Genomic DNA, 19,638 nt, shown 5'->3' on the forward strand with positions numbered 1-19,638 from the left:
CTCAACCGCCGATCGCGCTCATCGGCCGGATCGGCTGGGCGAATCCGGCGTCGTTGATCTCGTGGCCGGCGAGCTTGCCCCACATCGTGGCCCGCCAGGCGTCCGCCACCTCCTCATCGCGCGCGCCCGCGCGCACGAGGGAGCGGAGGTCGGTCTCGTCGTTGCTGAACAGGCAGGAGCGGACCGCGCCGTCGGCCGTCAGGCGGGTGCGCTCGCACGCCGCGCAGAACGGCCTGGTCACCGAGGCGATCACGCCGACGTCGCCGGGGCCGCCGTCGACCAGCCAGCGCTCCGCCGGGGCGCCGCCCCGCGCCGCCGGGAACGGCGTCAGCTCGAACGACGCCTCCAGCATCGAAAGGATCTCCGCGGCGGTGATCATCTCGCCGCGGTTCCAGCCGTGCTGGGCGTCCAGCGGCATCTGCTCGATGAAGCGCAGGTGGTAGCCCTCGGCGAGGCAGAACTTCAGCAGCGGCACGGCTTCGGACTCGTTGACCCCGCGCATGAGCACCGCGTTGACCTTCACCGGCGACATCCCGGCGTCCCGCGCGGCCGCCATGCCGGCCAGCACGTGCGAGAGCCGGTCGCGACGGGTGATCGTCTTGAACAGCTCCGGGTCGATCGTGTCGAGCGAGACGTTGATCCGGTTCAGGCCGGCCTCGGCCAGCGCCGTCGCCCGCCGCGCCAAGCCGATGCCGTTGGTGGTCATCGACAGCTTGGGCCGCGGCGAAAGCGCCGTGATCCGCGCGACGAGGTCTTCGAGGCCCGGCCGCAGCAGCGGTTCGCCGCCGGTGAGCCGGATGTCGGTGACGCCGAGCTGCTCGACGGCGATCCGCATCAGGCGGACCAGCTCGTCGTCGGTCAGCACCTGGTCGCCCGGCATCCAGTCGAGGCCCTCCGCGGGCATGCAGTAGGTGCAGCGCAGGTTGCACCGATCCGTCAGGGAAACCCGGAGATCGGTGGCCACCCGGCCGAAGGTGTCGATGAGTTGCGGGTTCTCGGGCCTGGGCACGCGAGATGACCCTCGTGTACCGGGGACGCGAGGAAACCCGAGATCCACTGCCGTCATTAAGCACAGCGTAGCTCCGGAACGCGCGAAGTGAGCGACTCGCTACGATACTTTGACGAGTGAGTGGTTCAGTTGCCGAACTAAGAGGACCTGTGACGGAAAAGACCTACCCGGTCACCGAAGACGAGCTTTTCCGCTTCGCGGAACTGGGCCGCCAGGGCAGCACGCTGACGGTCCTCCGGCACGCCAGGATCGCCGAGCGGATGGGGCTGTCCGGCACCGACCACAAGACGTTCGACCTGGTCATCCAATCGGGCGGACCGTTGACCGCGGGGCGGATCGCCGAGCTGACGGGCCTGTCGACCGGCGCGGTGACCGGCGTCATAGACCGGCTCGAGAAGGTCGGGCTGGTCCGCCGCGTCCGCGATCCGGAGGACCGCCGCAAGGTCCTCGTGGCGGTCGTGCCGGGAGCCGAGGAGCGCTTCGCGCCGCTCTTCGAGTCGGCCTTCGACGCCCTTCGCGAGTCCTTGGCGCAGTTCTCCCCGGCCGAGCGAAAAACCATCGAGCGTTATCAGAACGTCATGCTCGAACAGCTGCGCGCGGAAATCCTCGACAATGGCCGCCCCGCGTAGCTTTTCCTCAACTGCGGAGATAATGTCTGCGGCATGCCGCAATTTCGGTTGTCCGAGGCCGCGCGCCTGCTCGGGGTCAGCGACGACACCGTGCGCCGGTGGGTGCGCGCGGGCCAGCTGACCGCCACCGACGACGCCGCCGGCCGCAAGGTCGTGGACGGTGCCCAGCTGGCCGGGTTCGCCCGGGCGCAGGCCTCCGGGCCCGAAGATCCCTCCACCGTCGGCCGCTCGGCCCGCAACCGGTTCGTCGGGCTGGTCACCGAGGTCGTCGCCGACAAGGTGATGGCGCAGGTGGAACTGCAGTGCGGGGCGCACCGCGTGGTGTCCCTGATGAGTACGGAAGCCGTCCGCGAGCTGGGCCTGCGCCCCGGCGTGCTCGCGGTCGCGGTGGTCAAGGCGACCACCGTTGTGGTGGAGACACCGGAAGGAAGTCGATGAAGAAGCTCGCTCTCGCCGTCGCGGCCGTCGCCCTGTTCGCGGGCGCGTGCAGCAGTTCGGACCAGCCCAGCACGCAGTCCGGCGGGTCGTCGGTGACCGCGCCCGCGCCCAAGGGGGCCGGGAACGCCGGCGGCGGCACGCTGACCGTGTTCGCGGCCGCGTCGCTCACCGAGTCGTTCACCGCGCTCGGCAAGGAGTTCGAAGCCCAGCACTCCGGCGTGACCGTCAAGTTCAGCTTCGCGGGCTCGTCCACGCTGGTGCAGCAGCTCACCAACGGCGCGAAGGCCGACGTCTTCGCCTCGGCCGACCAGGCCAACATGGACAAGGCGAACCAGAGCGGGGTGATCGACGGCCAGGCGACGGTGTTCGCCACGAACAAGCTCGCCATCGCCGTCGCGCCGGGCAACCCCAAGGGCATCAAGTCCTTCGCCGACCTGAACAAGGCCGGCCTGACCGTCGTGACGTGCGCGCCGCAGGTGCCGTGCGGCTCGGCGACGAAGAAGGTCGAGCAGAACACCGGCGTCACGCTCAAGCCGAAGAGCGAGGAGTCGGACGTGAAGCAGGTGCTGAACAAGGTCGCTTCCGGCGACGCCGACGCCGGCCTCGTCTACGTCACCGATGCCACGTCCGCCGCGGGCAAGGTGGAGAAGGTCGACTTCCCGGAGGCCGCGCAGGCGATCAACAACTACCCGATCGCCGCGGTCAAGGGCGGCCAGGCCGAGCTGGCGCACCAGTTCGAGGAGTTCGTCCTCGGCACCGAGGGCAAGAACGAGCTGACGAAGGTCGGGTTCGGCCCTGCGCAGTGACCGCGTCGCCAACGGCCGGCCGGGATCCGTCCCGGCCGGCCGTTCGCGCGTCCCGTGGGTGCTCGCGATCCCGGCCACGCTGGCTTTGGCTCTGGTCGTGCTGCCGGTCGTCGGCCTGCTGGTCCGCTCGGACCTGACGCGGCTGCCGTCGCTGGTCGCCACGGCGTCGTCGTGGCACGCGCTGCGGCTGTCGCTGATCACGGCCGGGCTGTCCACCGTGGCCTGCGTGCTGCTCGGCGTGCCGCTGGCCGTCGTGCTCGCGCGCGCCCGGTTCCGCGGGGTCCGGCTGCTGCGCTCGATCGTGCTGCTGCCGCTGGTGCTGCCCCCGGTCGTCGGCGGCCTCGCGCTGCTCTACCTGCTCGGCCGCAAGGGTTTCCTCGGCATGCTGATCACCACGCTGACCGGGGAGTCGGTGCCGTTCACCACGGGCGCGGTGGTCATCGCGCAGACGTTCGTCGCGATGCCGTTCCTCGTCGTCAGCCTCGAAGGCGCGCTGCGCAACGCGGGCGACCGCTACGAGCAGGTCGCCGCGACGCTGGGCGCGCGCCCGTGGACCGTGTTCCGCCGGGTCACGCTGCCGCTGCTGCTGCCCGCGCTCGGCTCCGGCGTCGTCCTCAGCTTCGCCCGCGCGCTCGGCGAGTTCGGCGCCACGATCACCTTCGCGGGCAGCCTCGAAGACGTCACCCGCACGCTGCCGCTGGAGGTCTACACGCAGGCCGAAGTGGACATCGACAGCGCCGTCGCGCTGTCGTTGCTGCTGATCGTCGTAGCGGTCCTGGTCATCGCCGTCGCGCGGCCGCGCTCGTGGGAAGGCGGCCTGCGGTGAGCCTGACCGCCCGGATCTCCGCTGCTCGCGGCACCTTTCGGCTCGACGTCGACCTCGACGTGCCCGCCGGGACGGTGCTCGCGCTGCTCGGTCCGAACGGCTCGGGCAAGTCGACCGTGTTGGGCTGCTTGTCCGGTTTGATCACGCCGACGTCGGCGGAGATCACGGTGGCCGGGCGCGCGCTGGCCGGCGTCGCGCCGCACCGGCGCGGGATCGGGCTGCTCTCGCAGGACGCGCTGCTCTTCCCGCACCTGTCCGCGGCGGACAACGTCGCTTTCGCGCCGCGCTCGACCGGCGCCGGCCGCCGGGCCGCCCGCGAGCGCGCCTACCACTGGCTGGCCGAGGTGGACGCCGTCGAGCTCGCCGACCGGCGGCCTGGGCAGCTGTCCGGCGGCCAGGCCCAGCGCGTCGCGATCGCCAGGGCGCTGGCCGCCGAACCGGACCTGCTGCTGCTCGACGAGCCGTTCGCCGCCCTCGACGTCGACGCGGCGCCCGCGATCCGCGGCCTGCTGCGTCGGGTGCTCAAGACCGGGCCGACGACCGTGCTCGTCACGCACGACCCGCTGGACGCCCTCGCGCTCGCCGACCACGTCGCGGTCATGAACGGCGGCCGGATCGTCGAACGCGGCCCGACCCGCGAAGTGTTGTCAGCGCCGCGGACGGCGTTCACCGCGCGGATCGCCGGTCTCAACCTCGTCGCCGGCACCGCGGTGGAGGACGGCCTGCGGACGGCGTCCGGTGCGGTCGTGAGCGGGATCCCGGCGGCCGACGTGGTGCTGGGCGAGCCCGCGGTGGCGGTGTTCGCGCCGAACGCCGTCGCCGTCTACCCGCACGACGGCGAGCACCGCGGCAGCCCGCGCAACACGGCGGACGGCGTCGTCGCCGCGCTGGAGCCGCACGGGCCGGTGATCCGCGTCCGCGCCGAGGGCGACGGCTGGGCGCACGGCCTGACCGCCGACCTCACCCCGGCCGCCGTCGCCGAGCTCGCGCTGGAGCCCGGCTCGGCGGTGACGCTGTCGGTGAAGGCCGCGACCGTGGCCGTGCACCCCGCCGCGGCTTCCTGAGTCCAAGACCGGTCGTGAGTGTTTAGTCGGGTTAGAACCCGACTAAACACTCACGACCGGGTCGGGTCAGGCGTCGTGGTGGTGGCCGCCGCCCGGGTGGACGTGGAACTTCGCCACCTCCGGCGGGTGCACGACGAACGGCCGCATCATCCCTTCGTCCTCGTGGTCGAGGATGTGGCAGTGGTACATGAACTGGCCGGTACCGCCGCCGAACTGGCCGGCCACGCTCACCCACTGGCCGGGGTTCACGATGATCGTGTCCTTCCAGCCCTCCTCGTACTTCTCCAGCGGGACGTCGGTGAAGCCGTCGATCGGCGTCGTCGTCCGCTCGGTGGCCTGGTCGAACGTCGTGGTGAACTTCCGCCGGAAGAGCGCCTGGAACTCGGTCAGGTGGATGTGCACCGGGTGGGCAGGCCCACCGTTCGCGACGTGCACGATGTTCCACACCGCCCACCGGTCGTGGTCGATGAAGATGCCCGTCGTGTCGTCGAAGATCCGGCCGATCACCCGGAACGTCTTCAGGCCGCCGTTCGGGTCCTGCAGCTGGATGATCCCCTCGCCGCCGGGGTCCGCCTCGACCTGCTCCAGGTCCCACATCTCCGGGTGGCCCGCCTTATTGAGCAGCAGCGCGACCCAGACGTGGTCGTGGTCCTCCGGCAGCGTCGAGCCGTGCTGCAGCCGGACGTAGGACGTCGAGATCTTCTCCGGCAGCCGGAACGGGTCGTGCTTGGCCCGGCTGTCGACCCGGAACTCCATCAGGTCCGGCTCGACCGTGCCCAGCCGCGGGTCGGCGTTGCGCAGCTTGAGCTTCCGCCCCTTGAAGCGGCTGAAGTCGATCAGGACGTCGAACCGCTCGGCCGGCGCGACGGTCAGCCCGCCGGACGGCAACGGCGTCGGCGCGGGCAGCAGGCCGCCGTCGGTGCCGATCAGGCGGACGGCGTCGTTGACCGGCGCGTTGTTCTCGTCGACCAGATTGAGCGTGAAGAACCGCGAGTTGGCCGCGTTGAGCAGCCGGAAGCGGTACCACCGCGCGTCGACGTCCAGATGCGGCCAGATCACGCCGTTGACCAGGGAAAACGGCCCGGTGAACGGGATCATCGGGCCGTTCGGCACGACCGGGACCTTGAACAGCAGCTGCCCGGTGAGCGCGCCGGTCGCCGGGTCGGTGTCGAGGTTCCGGTCGGTGATGATCAGCGGGATCTCGTGGTCGCCGTGCGGCAGGTCGAGCGCGTCCTCCTCGTCGTCGCGGACCAGGTACATCCCCGCCAGGCCGGTGTGGACGTTGAAGCGCGTGATCGCCATGGCGTGGTCGTGGTACCAGAGCGGCATCGACGGCTGGCGGTTCTGGTACTCGGTGAGCTGCGACGTGCCGGCGAGCCCGGCGTTGTGCGCCCAGCCGTCGTTGCCGGCGTTCGTGCGGGCGCCGTGGAGGTGGACGACCGTCCAGGCCGGCAGGTCCGCGACGCCTTCGATGATCGAGTAGCCGGGCCGGTCGAGCTCGCGGCCGGGCCGGCTGGTGGGCCCGTCCGCCACCGGGCCCTGAACGGCGACGAGCGGGAACTCGCCCTCGATTTCGTTCGACCACGAAATCCGCAGTTGTTTACCGCTGCGCACTTCGATCGTCGGACCCGGGAAATGCCCCGCGTACGTCCACAAAGTACTCGGCGGCAATTGCGAGTGCAGCCGCTGGCGCTTCGTGATCATCGGAATGGTGATGGTGTCCTGGCCGCCCCACGAATGCGGCCGGTACACCGGCGGAACACGCAGTGGGTCCAGGAACTTGGTGAGCCCCCAGTTCGGCGCCGCGATCGCCGTGGCGGCGGCCGGGCGCTCGATGATTTCGGTCATGCGATCTCCCCTTTTTGCGGACAGGGGGAGGGAGAATCGCGCCGCCACGGATGGCGACGGCGACGGTGAAAGGTATTCCCCCGAACCCCCTCGGTGACCGGCCCGCGAACTCCCCTCGCAATACCGGCAATTTCCACTGTAGCCGTTTTCGGCGGGGACCGCAGGTGCCTCGCGCGCGTGATAGGTTCCGCGCATGAGCGAACGCCGGTGGACGTACCTCTCCGACATGGACGGCGTCCTGGTGAAGGAGGAACACCTCGTCCCCGGGGCCGACGAATTCCTCGCCGAGCTGAAGGCGAACGGCATCGACTTCCTGGTGCTGACGAACAACTCGATCTACACCCCGCGCGACCTGCGGGCCCGGCTCGAGCGCACCGGGCTCGACATCCCGGAGGAGTCGATCTGGACGTCGGCGCTGGCGACCGCGAAGTTCCTCTCGTCACAGCGGCCGAACGGCTCGGCGTACGTCATCGGCGAGGCCGGCCTCACGACGGCCCTGCACGAGGTCGGCTACGTGCTGACCGAGCGCGACCCGGACTACGTCGTCCTCGGCGAGACCCGCACGTACAGCTTCAGCGCCATCACGCGCGCGATCCGGCTGATCGAGGGCGGCGCGAAGTTCATCGCGACCAACCCCGACGCGACCGGCCCCAGCCTCGAGGGCTCGATGCCGGCCACCGGGTCCGTCGCGGCGCTGATCGAGAAGGCCACCGGGCGCTCGCCGTACTACGTCGGCAAGCCGAACCCGCTGATGATGCGCTCGGCGTTGCGCCGGCTGGGCGCGCACTCGGAGTCGACGCTGATGATCGGCGACCGGATGGACACCGACGTGCACTCGGGCATCGAGGCCGGCCTGCAGACCATCCTGGTGCTCACCGGCATCTCCACGAAGGAGTCGGCCGAACGCTATCCGTATCGGCCCACCCTGGTGCTCGACTCCGTCGCCGACCTGATCGGGCGAACCACCGACCCGTTCGGCGAAGGCTGACGGTGAGCCGGGTGCGCGGAGGGCTTATCGTCACCGGATGAGCAAGTCCACGTACGTAGTGGGCGACGTGCACGGCCACCGTGACGAACTGGCCGAGGCACTGCGCGCCGAAGGCCTGGTAGACGACGAAGACAACTGGTCGGGGGAAGAGGACCAGCTGTGGTTCCTCGGTGACTTCGTCGACCGCGGCCCGGACGGCGTCGGCGCGATCGACCTGGTCATGAGGCTGGAAGCGCAGGCGGCCGAGGCCGGTGGCCAGGTGCAGACGCTGCTGGGCAACCACGAGATCCTCGCGCTGGGGATGTACCACTTCGGCGATGAGCCGGTCCCGTCCGACTTCGGCCCGCGCAGCTTCGCCCGCAGCTGGGAGATCAACGGCGGCCTCCTGTCGGACCAGGACCGGCTGACCCCGGAGCACATCGAGTGGCTGGCGGCCCGCCCGCTGGCCGCGGTGGCGGCCGACCACCTGCTGCTGCACTCGGACACCCTGGAGTACCTCGACTGGGGGTCCACGGTCGAGGAGATCAACGAGGCCGCGGGCGAGATCCTCACGGGCTCGGACCTCGAGGCCTGGTGGGACGTCTGGCGCCGGATGACGACGCGCTACGCCTTCCGCGGCCCGGACGGCGAGGAGAACGCCCAGAAGCTGATGGACGCGCTCGGCGGGTCCCGGATCGTGCACGGGCACAGCGTCATCGCCGACCAGCTGGGCATCCACCCGACGCAGATCGAGGGCCCGTTCCTGTACGCGGGCGGCAAGGCGCTGGGCGTGGACGGCGGCCTGTTCGTCGGCGGGCCGTGCCTGGTGGTGCGGCTGCCGTACGAACCGGAGTCGTGATCAGGGCAGCTCGACGATCTCCTTGCCGAGCGGCACCAGCGACACCGGGATCATCTTGAAGTTCGCGACGCCGAGCGGGATGCCGACGATGGTGATGCACAGCGCGACACCCGTGAAGACGTGCCCGAGCGCCAGCCACCACCCGGCGAAGACGAACCAGATGACGTTGCCGAGGCAGGACGCGGCGCCCGCGTCCCGCCGGTCGACGACCGTGCGGCCGAACGGCCAGAGCGCGTAGTTCGCGATCCGGAACGACGCCAGCCCGAACGGGATGGTGACGATCAGGATGCAGCAGATCACGCCGGCGATCAGGTAGCCCACCGCCATCCAGAAGCCGCACAGGACGAGCCAGATGATGTTCAGCAGGACTCGCATCAGACGTGCAGCTCCCCGCTGAGGACGGTCACGGCCTGGCCGGCGAGGTGGACGCGGTCGCCGTCTTGGCGCGTCCGGACGATCCCGCCGCGGCGGGAGACCTGGTGTCCGGTGAGTTCGGTCTTCTGCAGCTGCTCCGACCAGTACGGCGACAGGATGCAGTGCGCCGAGCCGGTGACGGGGTCTTCGTCGACGCCGACGCCGGGCCCGAAGAAGCGGCTCGCGTAGTCCGTTTCACCGCCCTTCGCGGTGACGAGCAGCCGTCCGGTCCAGGTGTGCTTCAGCTTTTCGAGGTCGGGTTCGAGGTTTTTGACCGTTTCGGCGTCGGGCAGGACGGCGAAGAGGTTCTCGACGCCGCGTCCGACGTACTCGATTTCGATTCCGGGGAGGATCCCGGACAGGTCGTCGTCGGTGGGTGACGGCGGGTCGGAGGGGAAGTCCAGCTCGACCCAGCCGTCCTTGGCGGTGGCGCGCAGCTCGCCGCTCTTCGTGGTGTAGGTCTGTTCGCCGCCGAGCACGTGCGTGGTGGCGAGGGTGGCGTGCCCGCAGAGCGCGACCTCGACCTCGGGGGTGAACCACCGGAGCGACTTGGGCCCGGGTTCGGTGGTGACCACGAAGGCGGTCTCGGCGTGCTTCATCTCGGCGGCGACCGCCTGCATCCAGGTGGGGTCGGCGGGCTCGTCCAGCAGGACGACCCCGGCGGAGTTCCCGGCGAAGGCCCGGTCGGTGAAGGCGTCGACGATGAAGAAGCGCATGTCCCCCAATGTAGCGAGGACGGGCTTCCCGGGCCCGGTTCTCGTGACGGGATCGGGGAGATCTAAGGGGTTTCCCCGATGGTCGGCCGCACGATCTTCTCGCCGTCGGGCCCGGTCTCGGGCTTGAGGTCGAAGACGTCGTCGTCGGTGGCGTACTTGTTCTTGTGCTCTTTGTCGTCTTCCTTCTTCTTGCCGGCGGCGCCGGCCGCCGCGCCCCCCGCTGCCGCGCCCTTGCCCTTGGCCGCCGCGGCGGCGGTGGCCCCGCGTTCGAGCCGCTCACCGGTCTTGCCCGCGCCGCTGCCCTTGCCTTCGCCTTCTTTGGGCGCACTTCCGGCACTGCCGGATACGCGCGACCCGGCGAACCCGCTGCCGGCGCGTCCGGGTTTGCTGCCACCCCGGGTGGTGTCCCCACCGCCTGGGGCGCCGCCGCCGGTGGTGGTCCCGGGCATGGCGAGCCCATCGGGAGTCATGCGCGGGAAACCACCCGCGGCGGGGGTGGCGCGGAAGTTGCTGTTGCCACCGGCGAAGTTGCTACCGCCGATGCCACTGGTGGTCCCAGGCTGCACGTAGTTGGGCGGCGTCGTGCTGGGGGGAGTGGTGCCGGGCGGGACGTAGCTACCGCTGGTGCCGCCGGGTCCCGTGCCGGCGGTGCCGCCGACGGTCGGGGTGCCGGTGAAGCTCGTGCTGCTGGTGCCGTGGAACCCCGAGACGGACGTGGAGTCGTTCCCGCCACCGAGCTGCGGAGGAGGCGCGTAGGTGGGCTGGGAGCTGGCGGTTTCGTGGTAGGTGCCGTCGAGGTTCTGCAGAACTTGAACGGCTTGCTGGTGCGCGGCGTCGGCTTGCTGTTGCTTGGCCTGGATGCCGGTCATGGTGCTGCTCATGCCGATGAGGTCACCGGAGTTGTACTGCTGCTTGGCCTTGTCGAGCTCGGCTTGCTGGTTGAAGCCGGTGGGCTCGGGCATGTTCGTCTTGGCGTAGTGGGCAGCCGCGGACTGCTGGGAGTAGTGGTTGGACGCCAGCTGCATCGCGTTGCCGGTTTGTTCGGTGTGTCCCGCCGTGCTCTGGAAGAACCCGTTCGCCTGGTCGGCTGCTGGTCCTTGCCAGGAGCCGCCCGCCGCGGTGGCGGCGTCGCGGAACTGGTTCGAGGCATCGGCGAGCCAGTTCCCGTAGACGTTGGCCACCCGGCTGCGGTCGTTGAGGTCTTCGAGATCCAGGTTTTTGTGGACCATGTCATACAGCGCTTCGTGCGGCTGGCTGGCGTAGTTCTCGTCGGGAGCCGGCGCTCCGGAACGGAGGGTTTGCCCTTCCTGCAGGAGCTTTCCCTGGGCGACCGAATAGTCCGACGCGGCTTGCTGGGTGAGCCGTTGGCCGTCGGCCCCGTGACCTTGGAGCTTCTGGGCGGTTTCCGCGTAGTAGTCACCCTCGGACTGGCGATGCTGCGCCCGGTGCGGCTGACTCATGGCTGGACTCCGTATCAGTTGGTCTTCGGCAGGAGCGGTTCGATCTTCTCCGCGAATCCTTCGACGAGCTTGCAGGCGTTGGAGGTGTCCGATCCCGACGTCACCAGAACCAGGGCTCGGGACTTCGGTTTCACGTCCAACCAGATGCCGCACTGTCCGGGCGATTGCTGCGGCTCACGTACTTCAACCGCCGCACGCTCGTTGACCTTTCCATCACTTGCCTGGCTCGGGTTGCTGACGTTGTTCTTGTAACCTCGGCCAGGTTGAAGCGAAAGCGCCAGGTCGATCGGATTCACGTCGCCTGCCCTCGGCTTGGTTGCGGCGCAACTTTCTTTCGCGTCGGCGACGGTCGAGACCGCAGGCGGGAAACCCTGGCCCACGAGTGCTTGGTCCAGGAGCGAGCACGGTTTCATGGAGGCGAATGGATCGTCCGGGTCACCTGCGGATGTAGCCGCGCTGGACGGATCGGTACCGGCGGTGGCAGAACTTGGGTCTGCTTGGCCTCCGACCTGACTGGTGCACGCGGCCAGGGGCAGCGCCGCACAGGCGGCAATGGCCAAGATCGCGGCGATACGGTGAGGAGTCACTTGTCCTGCAGATCCTTGTTCAGGTCGGCGAACGCCACGGCGTGGGCATCTTCGGTTTCGCGATAGTTCTTTCGTGCGATCACCATCGCCTCACGCGCGTCTTCGACGCCGCGTTTCATGAGGACGAGGTTGGGAATCAACGCTTGCGGATCGCCGTCGGCCGCTATGGCGTTGAACTCGGCTACGGCCTTGGCGTAAGTGCTGCCGCCCATACGGGCGGCTCCAGCGAGAACATTCACGTCCCGGACCATCTTGTCGTAGCCGTCGATGAAGAAGTCGCAGGCTTTGATGTAAGCCTGGAAGCCCTCTTCGTTGACCGCGAACTGCCCGCTCTCCGCGAGTGACTTCAGGTGGCTGCCGCCGGTGCTGACTCGCTCCGCGGCCTCGGAGTCGACCGGTCCCGCGACGATGCCCGAAAGGAAGTTCGACCCCGCGTCCCCAGCGGCCTGCGGGGGCGTGAACGATCCCGGCGCGCCGAACTGCGAACCGCCCATGACGCCCTCCCAGCCGTCAACACCACCCTGCGTGGTCCCCTCGCACTGTACTAGTGACGAACGACCGGCGTCAGTGGTTCCTGCCACGCTCCAACAGCCAAGCTCGCAGGTGAGAACCATCCGAAGGGGTGAACGTCACCCGGGTCTCGTCGCCCGGTAACGGCTCGCTGAACATCAGGAAGCGGCCGCCCGCGTTGTCGACGAACGTCACCGTTCCCGCCGGCTTCAGGACACCTGACGACCGCACCGACAGCTCCACCGTGCCGTAGCGGTGCAGGGGCCACGACGAGAACTCCGCCGCCAGCTCCGCCTCCCGGGGGGAACCGGGGGCCGTGAACGTCAGCTCCGCCAGCGGTACCGGTGGGTACGCCGGCAGCATCCCGACCACCAGGTCGACCAGGCGGTCCGGGCGGGTCTGGGCGAACAGGACCTCCTCGCCCGCCAGCTCCGAAAACACCCCGAGGCCGTGGCCGATCGACGCTCGGTAGAAGACCTGGCGGGATTCCTCCGCTGCTCGGACGATGATCAGCACGTCCGGCTGGGTCCACGCGCGCAGCGTCTGCTCGACCTCGATGTCCAGTTTGTCCGGGCCGGCCAGGCCACGCGCTCGCATGGACTCCCACGCGGCCGCCGCCAGTGCGTCGTGTTCGGACAGGGTGCGGCCCGCGCTGCGGATTTCGAACGGGTGCCAGCTCGCCGGGAGGCCGGTGCGCCGGACCGCGGTGTCGACCTCCGTCAGGCCCAGTGAGAATTCCTCCGGCACGTCCCCGAGCGTAGCGGAACCGCCACCCGCCGCTTCAGATGTCGAGCTGGCGCACGCCCGTCTCGCGGAACGCCACCCGGGTGGCCGTCGCCCGTCCGCGGAGGCGGACGATCTCGTGCGGTTGCAGGCCGATCGCGACGCCGAACGCCTCCACGTCCGGGAAGCCGCCCTGCCGCTGCCGGAGTTCCAAGGCCGTCGTGACCCGCGACGGCGTCAGCCCCGGCAGCGTGGCCAGCTCCGGGCCCGGAGCCGTGTTCACGTCCACCAGCACGGGCGCGGGAGCGGGCGGCGCGGCCAACGGAACCGAAAACGGGACGTAAGCCTCGATGATGTCGTTCTCCCGCAGGTCCCGCGTCGCCAGCCCGACCGTGAACACCCGCGACCCCGCGCTCGTCCGCACCGCCACCCCGTCCCGCGCCAGCGACAGGATCCGCAGATCACCGGCAAGGACCGTGCTGCGCTCGTTGAACGTCGTCCCGATCGGCCGCAGCACCCGCGCCGGGGACCCGGTCGTGAACGCCGCGCCGCGCCCCTCCGGCACCTCGACCGCCGCCACCACCGAACCGTTGCCCAGGTCGGTGACGCCGTGCACCACCACCGCCCCTTCGCGCCGCTCGAGGAAGTCGTGCGAAGGCTCCTGGAACGCCACGAGGGTGTCGCCCGCCATCGGCGGCACGGCGCACTGGAACCCGAGCAGCACCGTGCCCGGCCGCCCGGCCGGCAGCTCGTCCAGCGGGCCGGGGCCGAACAGCCCGAGCACCCGCATCGGCTCGCCTACCGCGCGCCCGCCCCGCACCAGCGAGACCAACGCGCCGAAGCGCAGCTGCCCTTCTCGGACGACCACCGAAGCGTGGAACCCCGTCACTTGGTCGAAACCCGGCGCCTGCACCGACCCGACGCCGTCCTGGCGGCTGGTGTCCGGACCCACGGCGTCGTCGGTGTACAGCTCCAGCGAGTCGCCGTTCGCGAGGTCGCGCCGCCCGACGGCGACGAAGACGTCCTTGAGGAACCCGGCGTCCGTGACCGCCTCGACGTCGCTGGAGAAGAACTTCTTCCGCACCATGATCCCGAGGCGCAGGTTGTCCGCGAGGACCCGGTCGCCGCGCCGCAGCCGCGCGCGGGCGCCGCGGACCGCACGGCCCGCGCTGACCTGGCCGCCCGGGAGCTCGCCGAGGCCGGGGAGGGTGACGGAGTCGTTGAGCGCCTTGCCGAACTCGATCAGGCCGACCCTGACCTCGGTCACGACGTGGCGGCCAGCGTGACGCTGATCGACTGGTCGGCGTTCACCCGCTCGGACTCGACGACCATGCCGTTCGACGCCGCGCGCTGCTTCAGCCGCGCGAGCACCGCCTGCTGCACCTGGGCGGCGTACGCCTCGTCGACCGACAGCACCAGCCGCTGGGCTTCGGCCTCGGCGAGGCCGGGGCCGTCGACGTGCGCCACCTGGACGCCTTCGGGGCCGTAGCCGAACGTGATCCGCCGTCCCTCCCACGCGGCGACGACCGAGGTGCCGTCGTCGGTGACCTGCGCCCGCAGCCCGGTGAGCGCGCGGGCGAGCAGGTCCCGGTGCCGCATCCGGGTCCGCACGGTGACGACGCCCGCCTGCGCCTGCGCGTGCGCGGCGATCGTCGCGGCGTCGAGCTGGGCCAGTGCTTCGCTGCGCAGCTTCAGCGTGACACTCATCGGTGATCCCCTTCGAGCAGCGCTTCCAGTACTTCGGTGGTGGCGAACCCGTTCAGCGCGATTTCGCCGTCCACCCCGATCGTCAGTTCCAGGCGGTTCGGGGTGGTGAAGATCGATTCGTCGTAGCGGTCGGTCAGGAAGTGGAACCGCTGGTTGACCGACCCCACCCACGGCCGCGACGGCTCCGGCCGATCCGCCAGGAACGGCCCGTCCACCAGCAGATCCGTCGACGCGAGCAGCTTCGACGGCGGCAGGTCTTCGAGGACGTGCCCGGTGAACGTCATCACCGAAAGCCCCGCTTCGCGCACGGCGGCGGCGAAGTGCCCCAGCGGCTCGGGCTGGTCGAACGGTTCGCCCCCGAGCAGCGTGACGCCCTCGATGCCGCGGATCCCGAGCACGTGTGAAACCAGGTCCGGCCACGGCAACAGCGTCCCGCCGCGCGTGGTCCACGTCTGCGGGTTGAAGCAGCCGGGGCAGCGCACCGAACACCCCTGCGTCCACACCGCGCACCGCACGCCGGGACCTTCGGCCGCCGTGACGTCGACGATCCGGTGCAGGTTCAGGAGTTCCATTGCTGCTGCGTCGCCGTGTTCTCGACTTCGGCGGACGTCCGCCGGTAGTCCTCGGTGAACTCCGACGTCACCGTTTCCGCGCCGAGCAGGTCCTCGAGCAGCGGGATGTAGTCGAGGCACTTCGACCCGGTCATGCCGTGCGTTTCGGCGCTGATCGAGCCGTCCTTGCCGATGGTGACGGTCACCCGGTGCGTCATACGTCGATCGTCCTTCCCCTCGGGGACTCCGGCGCCGGCGCGGAGACCCGTTCCGCGACTGCCTCGGCCGACGTGTCCGTCGCCGCGACGGCCCGGGTCTCCGCCCAGTTCCGGATGGCCAGGATCTCGTCGGCCTGGGTGACCGACAGCGGCACGGTCGACTTCACCGCGCGCACGAGGTCGTCGCGGCGCAACGGCCGCTTCTCGGCGAACGCGTCGACCAGCCCGGACAGCACGGCCTGCTCGATCTCGGCGCCGCTGTAGCCCGCGCTGACGTCGGCGAGCTCGGTGCACAGCGCGTCGTCCAGCCGCAGCTCACTGGCCACGAACGGGTCGGTGACGCGCTTGGCCAGGTGGATCCGCCAGATCGCGGCGCGCTCGGGCGCCGAGGGCAGGTCGACGAAGAAGATCTCGTCGAACCGGCCCTTGCGCAGGAACTCCGGCGGCAGCGAGCCGACCTGGTTCGCGGTCGCCATCACGAACACCGGCGCCGACTTCTCCTGCATCCAGGACAGGAACGTGCCGAACACGCGCCGCGCGGTGCCGCCGTCACCCCCGCCGCCGGCGCCCGCGAGGCCCTTCTCGATCTCGTCGACCCACAGCACGCAGGGCGCGATGCCCTCCGCGGTGCGGATGACCGTGCGGATGTTCTTCTCGCTGGAGCCGACGAGCCCGGCGAACACGCGCCCCAGGTCCAGCCGCAGCAGCGGCAGCCGCCACATGTTCGCGACGCAGACCGCGGACAGGCTCTTGCCGCAGCCGGGGACGCCGGTGAGCAGCAGGCCCTTCGGCGCCGCGAGGTTGTACGCCGACGCCGCTGGTGTCCACGTGCCGGTGCGCTTGGTCAGCCAGCGCTTCAGCCGGTCGAGCCCGCCGACGGCGTCGAAGCTCGTCTCGGCCGGCACGATGTCGAGCATCCCGGACCGCCGCACGGCCTGGCGCTTCTCGGCGAGGATCAGTTCCAGGTCGCTGGGGTCGAGCCCGCCGCCCTCGACCAGCGCCCTGGCGAACGCGTTTTCGGCTTCCGGCAGCGTCAGCCCGCGGGCCGCCGCGACGATCATGTCCCGGTCGTCGCGGTCGATGCTGATCCGGACGTTCTGCCGGTGCGCGGCGACCATGCCGTCCAGCAGCTCGCCGATCTGGCGCTGGTCGGGCAGCGGGAAGTCGACGACGGTCGCGTCGTGCTCCAGCTCCGGCGGCACCGGCAGGGACGGCGACACGAGGATCAGGCTCAGCGGCACCGGCCGGGTCTTGAACGCGGTCGCGAGCTCCCGCAGCCGGCGCACGACGTCCGGGTCGGGCCGGTGCCCGCCCTCGGACACCAGCGACGGGTGCAGGTCGGCGAAGACGAAGACGGCGGGCTCGCCCCAGCCGTGGATCCGCTCGAGCGCGGCGGCCGCGGTGCGGGTGTCGCTGATCGGCGGGCCACCCGCGGGCGCGAGCCCGGTGGTCGACGACCAGACGTACACCCGGCGCGGCGTCCGCAGCCGCTGCTGGTCCTCCGCGACCGCGCGGATCTCCCGCAGCACCCGCTGCTCTTCGTGCGTCTCGACGACCAGCAGCGGGTAGCGCGCCTGCAGCAACTGGGTCAGCTCGTCGCGAAACCCCTGGCCGGCCATCGATCGCCCCCTCGAAGTCCGTCCGGACCCTACCAGTCAGGCCCCGACGACCAGGATCTCGTAAGTCGGGCTGGTGGGCGGGTAGCCGCTGAAGATGTGGGAGTTGACGACGGCGAGCCGGTCGCCGATCTTCGCCGCCGAAACCGGCTGGTCGAACAGCGGGTCGGTGATCGTGCCCAGCGGCTGGCCGTGGCTCAGGTCGCCGTCGACGCGCCACCGGCTGATCTTGTCGTCGAGCTGCACCGCCCAGAGCCGGTGGCCCTCCAGCACGAGGCTGACGACGTTGGGCGCGTCGACGCCTTCGAGCTCCGCGGTGACCCCGGTGCGCGGGTTGATCTTGTACACCTTGCCCGGCGTCGTGGCGGCCACGAGCAGGGTGTCGCCGGACGGCGTGGCGATGATGTCGTTCATGAAGAAGGTGTCGGGCGAGCCGCCCGCCCCGGGGCCGGTCAGCGGGAGGGTGCGCGGCGTGCCGAGCACGCCACCGACGTTCGGCACGAAGAACAGCTGCGGGTGGTAGGAGTCGGTGAACCAGGCGCCGTACGGGGTCACGACGACGTCGTTGACGTAGGAGGTCTGCGGGTCGCCGAAGGTGAAGTCCGCGACCTTCGCCTTGGTGCGGACGTCGTAGACGTAGGCCTTGCCGCCCTTCGCGCCGGCGACGAACAGCAGGCCGTGGCGCCGGTCGAAGTCCACCCCGGCGGCCATCTGCCCGCTGGGCACCTCGATGAAGCGCTCGGCGGTGCCCCGCTTGACGTCCTCGCGGAAGATCGTGCCCGCGACGAGGTCGCCGGTGTAGTAGGTGCTGCCGCCGGCCGGGGTGATCCCTTCGGCGGACGTGGCACCGGGCAGCACGATCACGCGGGTCGCCGCCGACGCCGGGGCGGCCACGGCGAGCGTGAGCAGCAGGAGCAACGACGGCAGAGCCAGGATTCTTCGCATCGGGTTCCCTCCCTCTTCCCAGCGCAATACTGCCACCGATCCTCTTAGACTCGGCGCAGTCACCGTCGACTTCAGGAGGCACCATGCCTGACGCGCCCGCCTTGCCGAGCTACGCCTCGGGGATCTCGGAGGTCCCCCTGCTCGGGGACACGATCGGGGACAACTTCGACCGGACCGTGGCGGCGTTCGGCGACCGCGACGCCCTCGTCGACCGCGCCGCCGGCCGGCGGTGGACCTACCGCGAACTGGCCGCCGAGGTCGACGCGCTGGCGCTGGGGCTGGTCGCGCGGGGGATCGGCAAGGGCGACCGGGTGGGGATCTGGTCGCCGAACCGGGCGGAGTGGACGTTCCTGCAGTACGCGACGGCGAAGATCGGCGCGATCCTGGTGAACATCAACCCGGCCTACCGCTCGCACGAGCTGGAGTTCGTCCTGAACCAGGCCGGGATCCGCCTGCTGGTGGCTTCGGACGCGTTCAAGACCTCCGACTACCCGGCGATGGTCGAGGAGGTCCGCGAGAAGTGCGCGGCGCTGGAGCACGTCGTGATCCTCGGCAGCGACACCTGGCAGGCGCTCGTGGAAGCGGGCGGCGACCCGGAGCAGCTGAGGCACCTGCAGGCCGGGCTGTCGGCCGACGACCCGATCAACATCCAGTACACCTCCGGCACGACCGGCTTCCCCAAGGGCGCGACCCTGTCGCACCACAACATCCTCAACAACGGCTTCTTCGTCGGGGAGCTGTGCAACTACACCGAAGCGGACCGGGTGTGCATCCCGGTGCCCTTCTACCACTGCTTCGGCATGGTCATGGGCAACCTGGCCTGCACCAGCCACGGCGCGTGCATGGTGATCCCGGCGCCGGCGTTCGACCCGAAGGCGACGCTGGAAGCGGTGGCGGCCGAGCGGTGCACGTCGCTCTACGGCGTGCCGACGATGTTCATCGCCGAGCTGAACCACCCGGACTTCGGGGAGTTCGACCTGTCGTCGCTGCGGACCGGGATCATGGCGGGCTCGCCGTGCCCGGTCGAGGTGATGAAGCAGGTCATCGACCGGATGGGCATGGCCGAGGTGTCGATCTGCTACGGCATGACCGAAACCTCGCCGGTGTCGACGCAGACGCGTGCCGACGACTCGATCGAGCGCCGGGTCGCCACGGTCGGCCGGGTCGGGCCGCACCTGGAGGTCAAGGTCGTGGACCCGGAAACCGGGCTGACGGTGCCGCGGGGCGAGCCGGGTGAACTGTGCACGCGCGGCTATTCGGTGATGCTCGGCTACTGGGAGCAGGCCGACAAGACCGCCGAGGCGATCGACGCGGCCCGCTGGATGCACACCGGCGACCTGGCGGTCATGGACGCCGACGGGTACGTCAACATCACCGGGCGGATCAAGGACATGGTCATCCGGGGTGGCGAGAACCTGTACCCGCGGGAGATCGAGGAGTTCCTCTACACCCACCCGGACATCCTCGACGCGCAGGTGATCGGCGTGCCGGACGAGAAGTACGGCGAAGAGCTGATGGCGTGGATCCGGCTGCGCGAGGGCGCCGAAGAGCTGACCACCGAGAAGGTGCGGGAGTTCTGCGAGGGCAAGCTCGCCCGGTACAAGATCCCGCGGTACGTGCACGTGGTGGCGGAGTTCCCGATGACGGTGACCGGGAAGGTCCGCAAGGTGGAGATGCGCGAGAAGTCGATCACCCTGCTGGGCTTGGAGGAGGCAGCGGCGGCGAAGCACGCCTAAACCCGCCGG

At 70.3% G+C, this 19,638-nt stretch carries 22 protein-coding genes; 8 read left to right on the forward strand and 14 right to left on the reverse strand.

Going from position 1 to position 19,638, the window contains the following annotated elements; all coding sequences use genetic code 11:
• Window position 1 precedes the first annotated feature (1 nt).
• Window positions 2-1,009 carry a GTP 3',8-cyclase MoaA gene (gene moaA / locus SD460_RS10710; RefSeq protein WP_290061562.1) on the reverse strand — a complete coding sequence of 336 codons (1,008 nt, stop codon included), beginning with the start codon at window positions 1,007-1,009 and terminating at the stop codon, window positions 2-4.
• A 149-nt stretch (window positions 1,010-1,158) separates the two neighbouring features.
• On the opposite strand from moaA, the gene SD460_RS10715 reads away from it, so the two are divergent.
• The 5 genes from SD460_RS10715 to SD460_RS10735 are packed head-to-tail and all read left to right on the forward strand — an operon-like array spanning window position 1,159 to window position 4,772.
• The gene (locus tag SD460_RS10715; RefSeq protein WP_290061568.1) at window positions 1,159-1,638 is read left to right on the forward strand and encodes a MarR family winged helix-turn-helix transcriptional regulator; all 480 of its coding nucleotides are present in this window, start codon (window positions 1,159-1,161) and stop codon (window positions 1,636-1,638) included.
• A gap of 33 nt (window positions 1,639-1,671) precedes the next feature.
• A complete protein-coding gene (locus tag SD460_RS10720) occupies window positions 1,672-2,076 on the forward strand; it encodes a TOBE domain-containing protein (RefSeq protein WP_285476866.1) in 405 nt (134 codons plus the stop codon).
• A complete protein-coding gene (modA, locus tag SD460_RS10725; protein WP_290061563.1) occupies window positions 2,073-2,882 on the forward strand; it encodes a molybdate ABC transporter substrate-binding protein in 810 nt (269 codons plus the stop codon). The genes SD460_RS10720 and modA overlap by 4 nt, the downstream gene beginning before the upstream one ends.
• Window positions 2,883-2,940: 58 nt before the next feature.
• The gene (locus SD460_RS10730; protein WP_290061565.1) at window positions 2,941-3,708 is read left to right on the forward strand and encodes an ABC transporter permease; all 768 of its coding nucleotides are present in this window, start codon (window positions 2,941-2,943) and stop codon (window positions 3,706-3,708) included.
• Entirely contained in the window at window positions 3,705-4,772 is a 1,068-nt protein-coding gene (locus SD460_RS10735) for a sulfate/molybdate ABC transporter ATP-binding protein (RefSeq protein WP_318306116.1), read from the forward strand. The genes SD460_RS10730 and SD460_RS10735 overlap by 4 nt, the downstream gene beginning before the upstream one ends.
• Window positions 4,773-4,838: 66 nt before the next feature.
• Here SD460_RS10735 and SD460_RS10740 read toward each other — a convergent pair whose 3' ends face one another.
• Complete coding sequence (locus tag SD460_RS10740; protein ID WP_290058436.1) at window positions 4,839-6,620, reverse strand: multicopper oxidase family protein; 1,782 nt, start codon at window positions 6,618-6,620, stop codon at window positions 4,839-4,841.
• A gap of 193 nt (window positions 6,621-6,813) precedes the next feature.
• Here SD460_RS10740 and SD460_RS10745 point away from each other — a divergent pair, with 193 nt between their 5' ends.
• Window positions 6,814-7,608: an HAD-IIA family hydrolase gene (locus SD460_RS10745; RefSeq protein ID WP_290058437.1), complete on the forward strand. Its 795-nt coding sequence runs from the start codon at window positions 6,814-6,816 to the stop codon at window positions 7,606-7,608.
• Window positions 7,609-7,645: 37 nt separating this feature from the next.
• On the forward strand, window positions 7,646-8,446 hold the full coding sequence (locus tag SD460_RS10750) for a metallophosphoesterase (protein WP_290058439.1): 801 nt from the start codon (window positions 7,646-7,648) through the stop codon (window positions 8,444-8,446).
• On the opposite strand, the gene SD460_RS10755 is transcribed toward SD460_RS10750, so the two are convergent.
• The 12 genes from SD460_RS10755 to SD460_RS10810 form a co-directional block, all read right to left on the reverse strand.
• Window positions 8,447-8,821, reverse strand: coding sequence for a YccF domain-containing protein (locus SD460_RS10755; RefSeq protein WP_290058440.1), 375 nt, complete (start codon window positions 8,819-8,821; stop codon window positions 8,447-8,449). It lies immediately after the preceding gene.
• Complete coding sequence (locus SD460_RS10760; RefSeq protein ID WP_290058441.1) at window positions 8,821-9,576, reverse strand: PhzF family phenazine biosynthesis protein; 756 nt, start codon at window positions 9,574-9,576, stop codon at window positions 8,821-8,823. Before SD460_RS10760 ends, SD460_RS10755 begins: the two co-directional genes overlap by 1 nt.
• A 62-nt stretch (window positions 9,577-9,638) precedes the next feature.
• Window positions 9,639-11,036: a hypothetical protein gene (locus SD460_RS10765; RefSeq protein ID WP_290058442.1), complete on the reverse strand. Its 1,398-nt coding sequence runs from the start codon at window positions 11,034-11,036 to the stop codon at window positions 9,639-9,641.
• 14 nt (window positions 11,037-11,050) lie between these two features.
• Entirely contained in the window at window positions 11,051-11,623 is a 573-nt protein-coding gene (locus tag SD460_RS10770) for a DUF3558 family protein (protein WP_318306117.1), read from the reverse strand.
• Window positions 11,620-12,117, reverse strand: coding sequence for a hypothetical protein (locus SD460_RS10775; protein WP_290058445.1), 498 nt, complete (start codon window positions 12,115-12,117; stop codon window positions 11,620-11,622). Before SD460_RS10775 ends, SD460_RS10770 begins: the two co-directional genes overlap by 4 nt.
• Before the next feature lie 70 nt (window positions 12,118-12,187).
• The gene (locus tag SD460_RS10780; protein WP_290058446.1) at window positions 12,188-12,880 is read right to left on the reverse strand and encodes an ESX secretion-associated protein EspG; all 693 of its coding nucleotides are present in this window, start codon (window positions 12,878-12,880) and stop codon (window positions 12,188-12,190) included.
• Window positions 12,881-12,914: 34 nt separating this feature from the next.
• Entirely contained in the window at window positions 12,915-14,123 is a 1,209-nt protein-coding gene (locus SD460_RS10785) for a helix-hairpin-helix domain-containing protein (RefSeq protein ID WP_318306118.1), read from the reverse strand.
• A complete protein-coding gene (locus SD460_RS10790) occupies window positions 14,120-14,563 on the reverse strand; it encodes a hypothetical protein (protein ID WP_290058449.1) in 444 nt (147 codons plus the stop codon). The genes SD460_RS10785 and SD460_RS10790 overlap by 4 nt, the downstream gene beginning before the upstream one ends.
• Window positions 14,560-15,135 (reverse strand): 4Fe-4S single cluster domain-containing protein, encoded by a 576-nt coding sequence (locus SD460_RS10795; RefSeq protein WP_290058450.1) that lies wholly within the window; start codon window positions 15,133-15,135, stop codon window positions 14,560-14,562. Before SD460_RS10795 ends, SD460_RS10790 begins: the two co-directional genes overlap by 4 nt.
• Window positions 15,123-15,332 carry a DUF2997 domain-containing protein gene (locus SD460_RS10800; protein ID WP_318306119.1) on the reverse strand — a complete coding sequence of 70 codons (210 nt, stop codon included), beginning with the start codon at window positions 15,330-15,332 and terminating at the stop codon, window positions 15,123-15,125. The genes SD460_RS10795 and SD460_RS10800 overlap by 13 nt, the downstream gene beginning before the upstream one ends.
• A complete protein-coding gene (locus SD460_RS10805) occupies window positions 15,329-16,951 on the reverse strand; it encodes a Ycf46 family AAA ATPase (protein WP_318306120.1) in 1,623 nt (540 codons plus the stop codon). The genes SD460_RS10800 and SD460_RS10805 overlap by 4 nt, the downstream gene beginning before the upstream one ends.
• Before the next feature lie 36 nt (window positions 16,952-16,987).
• Window positions 16,988-17,893 carry an SMP-30/gluconolactonase/LRE family protein gene (locus tag SD460_RS10810; RefSeq protein WP_290058454.1) on the reverse strand — a complete coding sequence of 302 codons (906 nt, stop codon included), beginning with the start codon at window positions 17,891-17,893 and terminating at the stop codon, window positions 16,988-16,990.
• 83 nt (window positions 17,894-17,976) lie between these two features.
• Between SD460_RS10810 and SD460_RS10815 the strand changes: the two genes are divergently transcribed.
• Window positions 17,977-19,629 carry an AMP-binding protein gene (locus SD460_RS10815; protein WP_290058455.1) on the forward strand — a complete coding sequence of 551 codons (1,653 nt, stop codon included), beginning with the start codon at window positions 17,977-17,979 and terminating at the stop codon, window positions 19,627-19,629.
• The last annotated feature ends 9 nt before the right edge of the window (window positions 19,630-19,638 follow it).

The organism is Amycolatopsis solani (assembly GCF_033441515.1).
Lineage (GTDB): Bacteria > Actinomycetota > Actinomycetes > Mycobacteriales > Pseudonocardiaceae > Amycolatopsis > Amycolatopsis solani.

Coding starts and splice junctions, on each gene's coding strand:
- SD460_RS10760 (WP_290058441.1), bottom strand. CDS start 9,576: ATGCGCTTCTTCATCGTCGACGCCTTCACCGACCGGGCCTTCGCCGGG.
- SD460_RS10765 (WP_290058442.1), bottom strand. CDS start 11,036: ATGAGTCAGCCGCACCGGGCGCAGCATCGCCAGTCCGAGGGTGACTAC.
- SD460_RS10805 (WP_318306120.1), bottom strand. CDS start 16,951: ATGGCCGGCCAGGGGTTTCGCGACGAGCTGACCCAGTTGCTGCAGGCG.
- SD460_RS10790 (WP_290058449.1), bottom strand. CDS start 14,563: ATGAGTGTCACGCTGAAGCTGCGCAGCGAAGCACTGGCCCAGCTCGAC.
- modA (WP_290061563.1), top strand. CDS start 2,073: ATGAAGAAGCTCGCTCTCGCCGTCGCGGCCGTCGCCCTGTTCGCGGGC.
- SD460_RS10750 (WP_290058439.1), top strand. CDS start 7,646: ATGAGCAAGTCCACGTACGTAGTGGGCGACGTGCACGGCCACCGTGAC.
- SD460_RS10745 (WP_290058437.1), top strand. CDS start 6,814: ATGAGCGAACGCCGGTGGACGTACCTCTCCGACATGGACGGCGTCCTG.
- SD460_RS10755 (WP_290058440.1), bottom strand. CDS start 8,821: ATGCGAGTCCTGCTGAACATCATCTGGCTCGTCCTGTGCGGCTTCTGG.
- SD460_RS10795 (WP_290058450.1), bottom strand. CDS start 15,135: ATGGAACTCCTGAACCTGCACCGGATCGTCGACGTCACGGCGGCCGAA.
- SD460_RS10720 (WP_285476866.1), top strand. CDS start 1,672: ATGCCGCAATTTCGGTTGTCCGAGGCCGCGCGCCTGCTCGGGGTCAGC.
- SD460_RS10775 (WP_290058445.1), bottom strand. CDS start 12,117: ATGGGCGGTTCGCAGTTCGGCGCGCCGGGATCGTTCACGCCCCCGCAG.
- SD460_RS10740 (WP_290058436.1), bottom strand. CDS start 6,620: ATGACCGAAATCATCGAGCGCCCGGCCGCCGCCACGGCGATCGCGGCG.
- SD460_RS10815 (WP_290058455.1), top strand. CDS start 17,977: ATGCCTGACGCGCCCGCCTTGCCGAGCTACGCCTCGGGGATCTCGGAG.
- SD460_RS10800 (WP_318306119.1), bottom strand. CDS start 15,332: ATGACGCACCGGGTGACCGTCACCATCGGCAAGGACGGCTCGATCAGC.
- SD460_RS10810 (WP_290058454.1), bottom strand. CDS start 17,893: ATGCGAAGAATCCTGGCTCTGCCGTCGTTGCTCCTGCTGCTCACGCTC.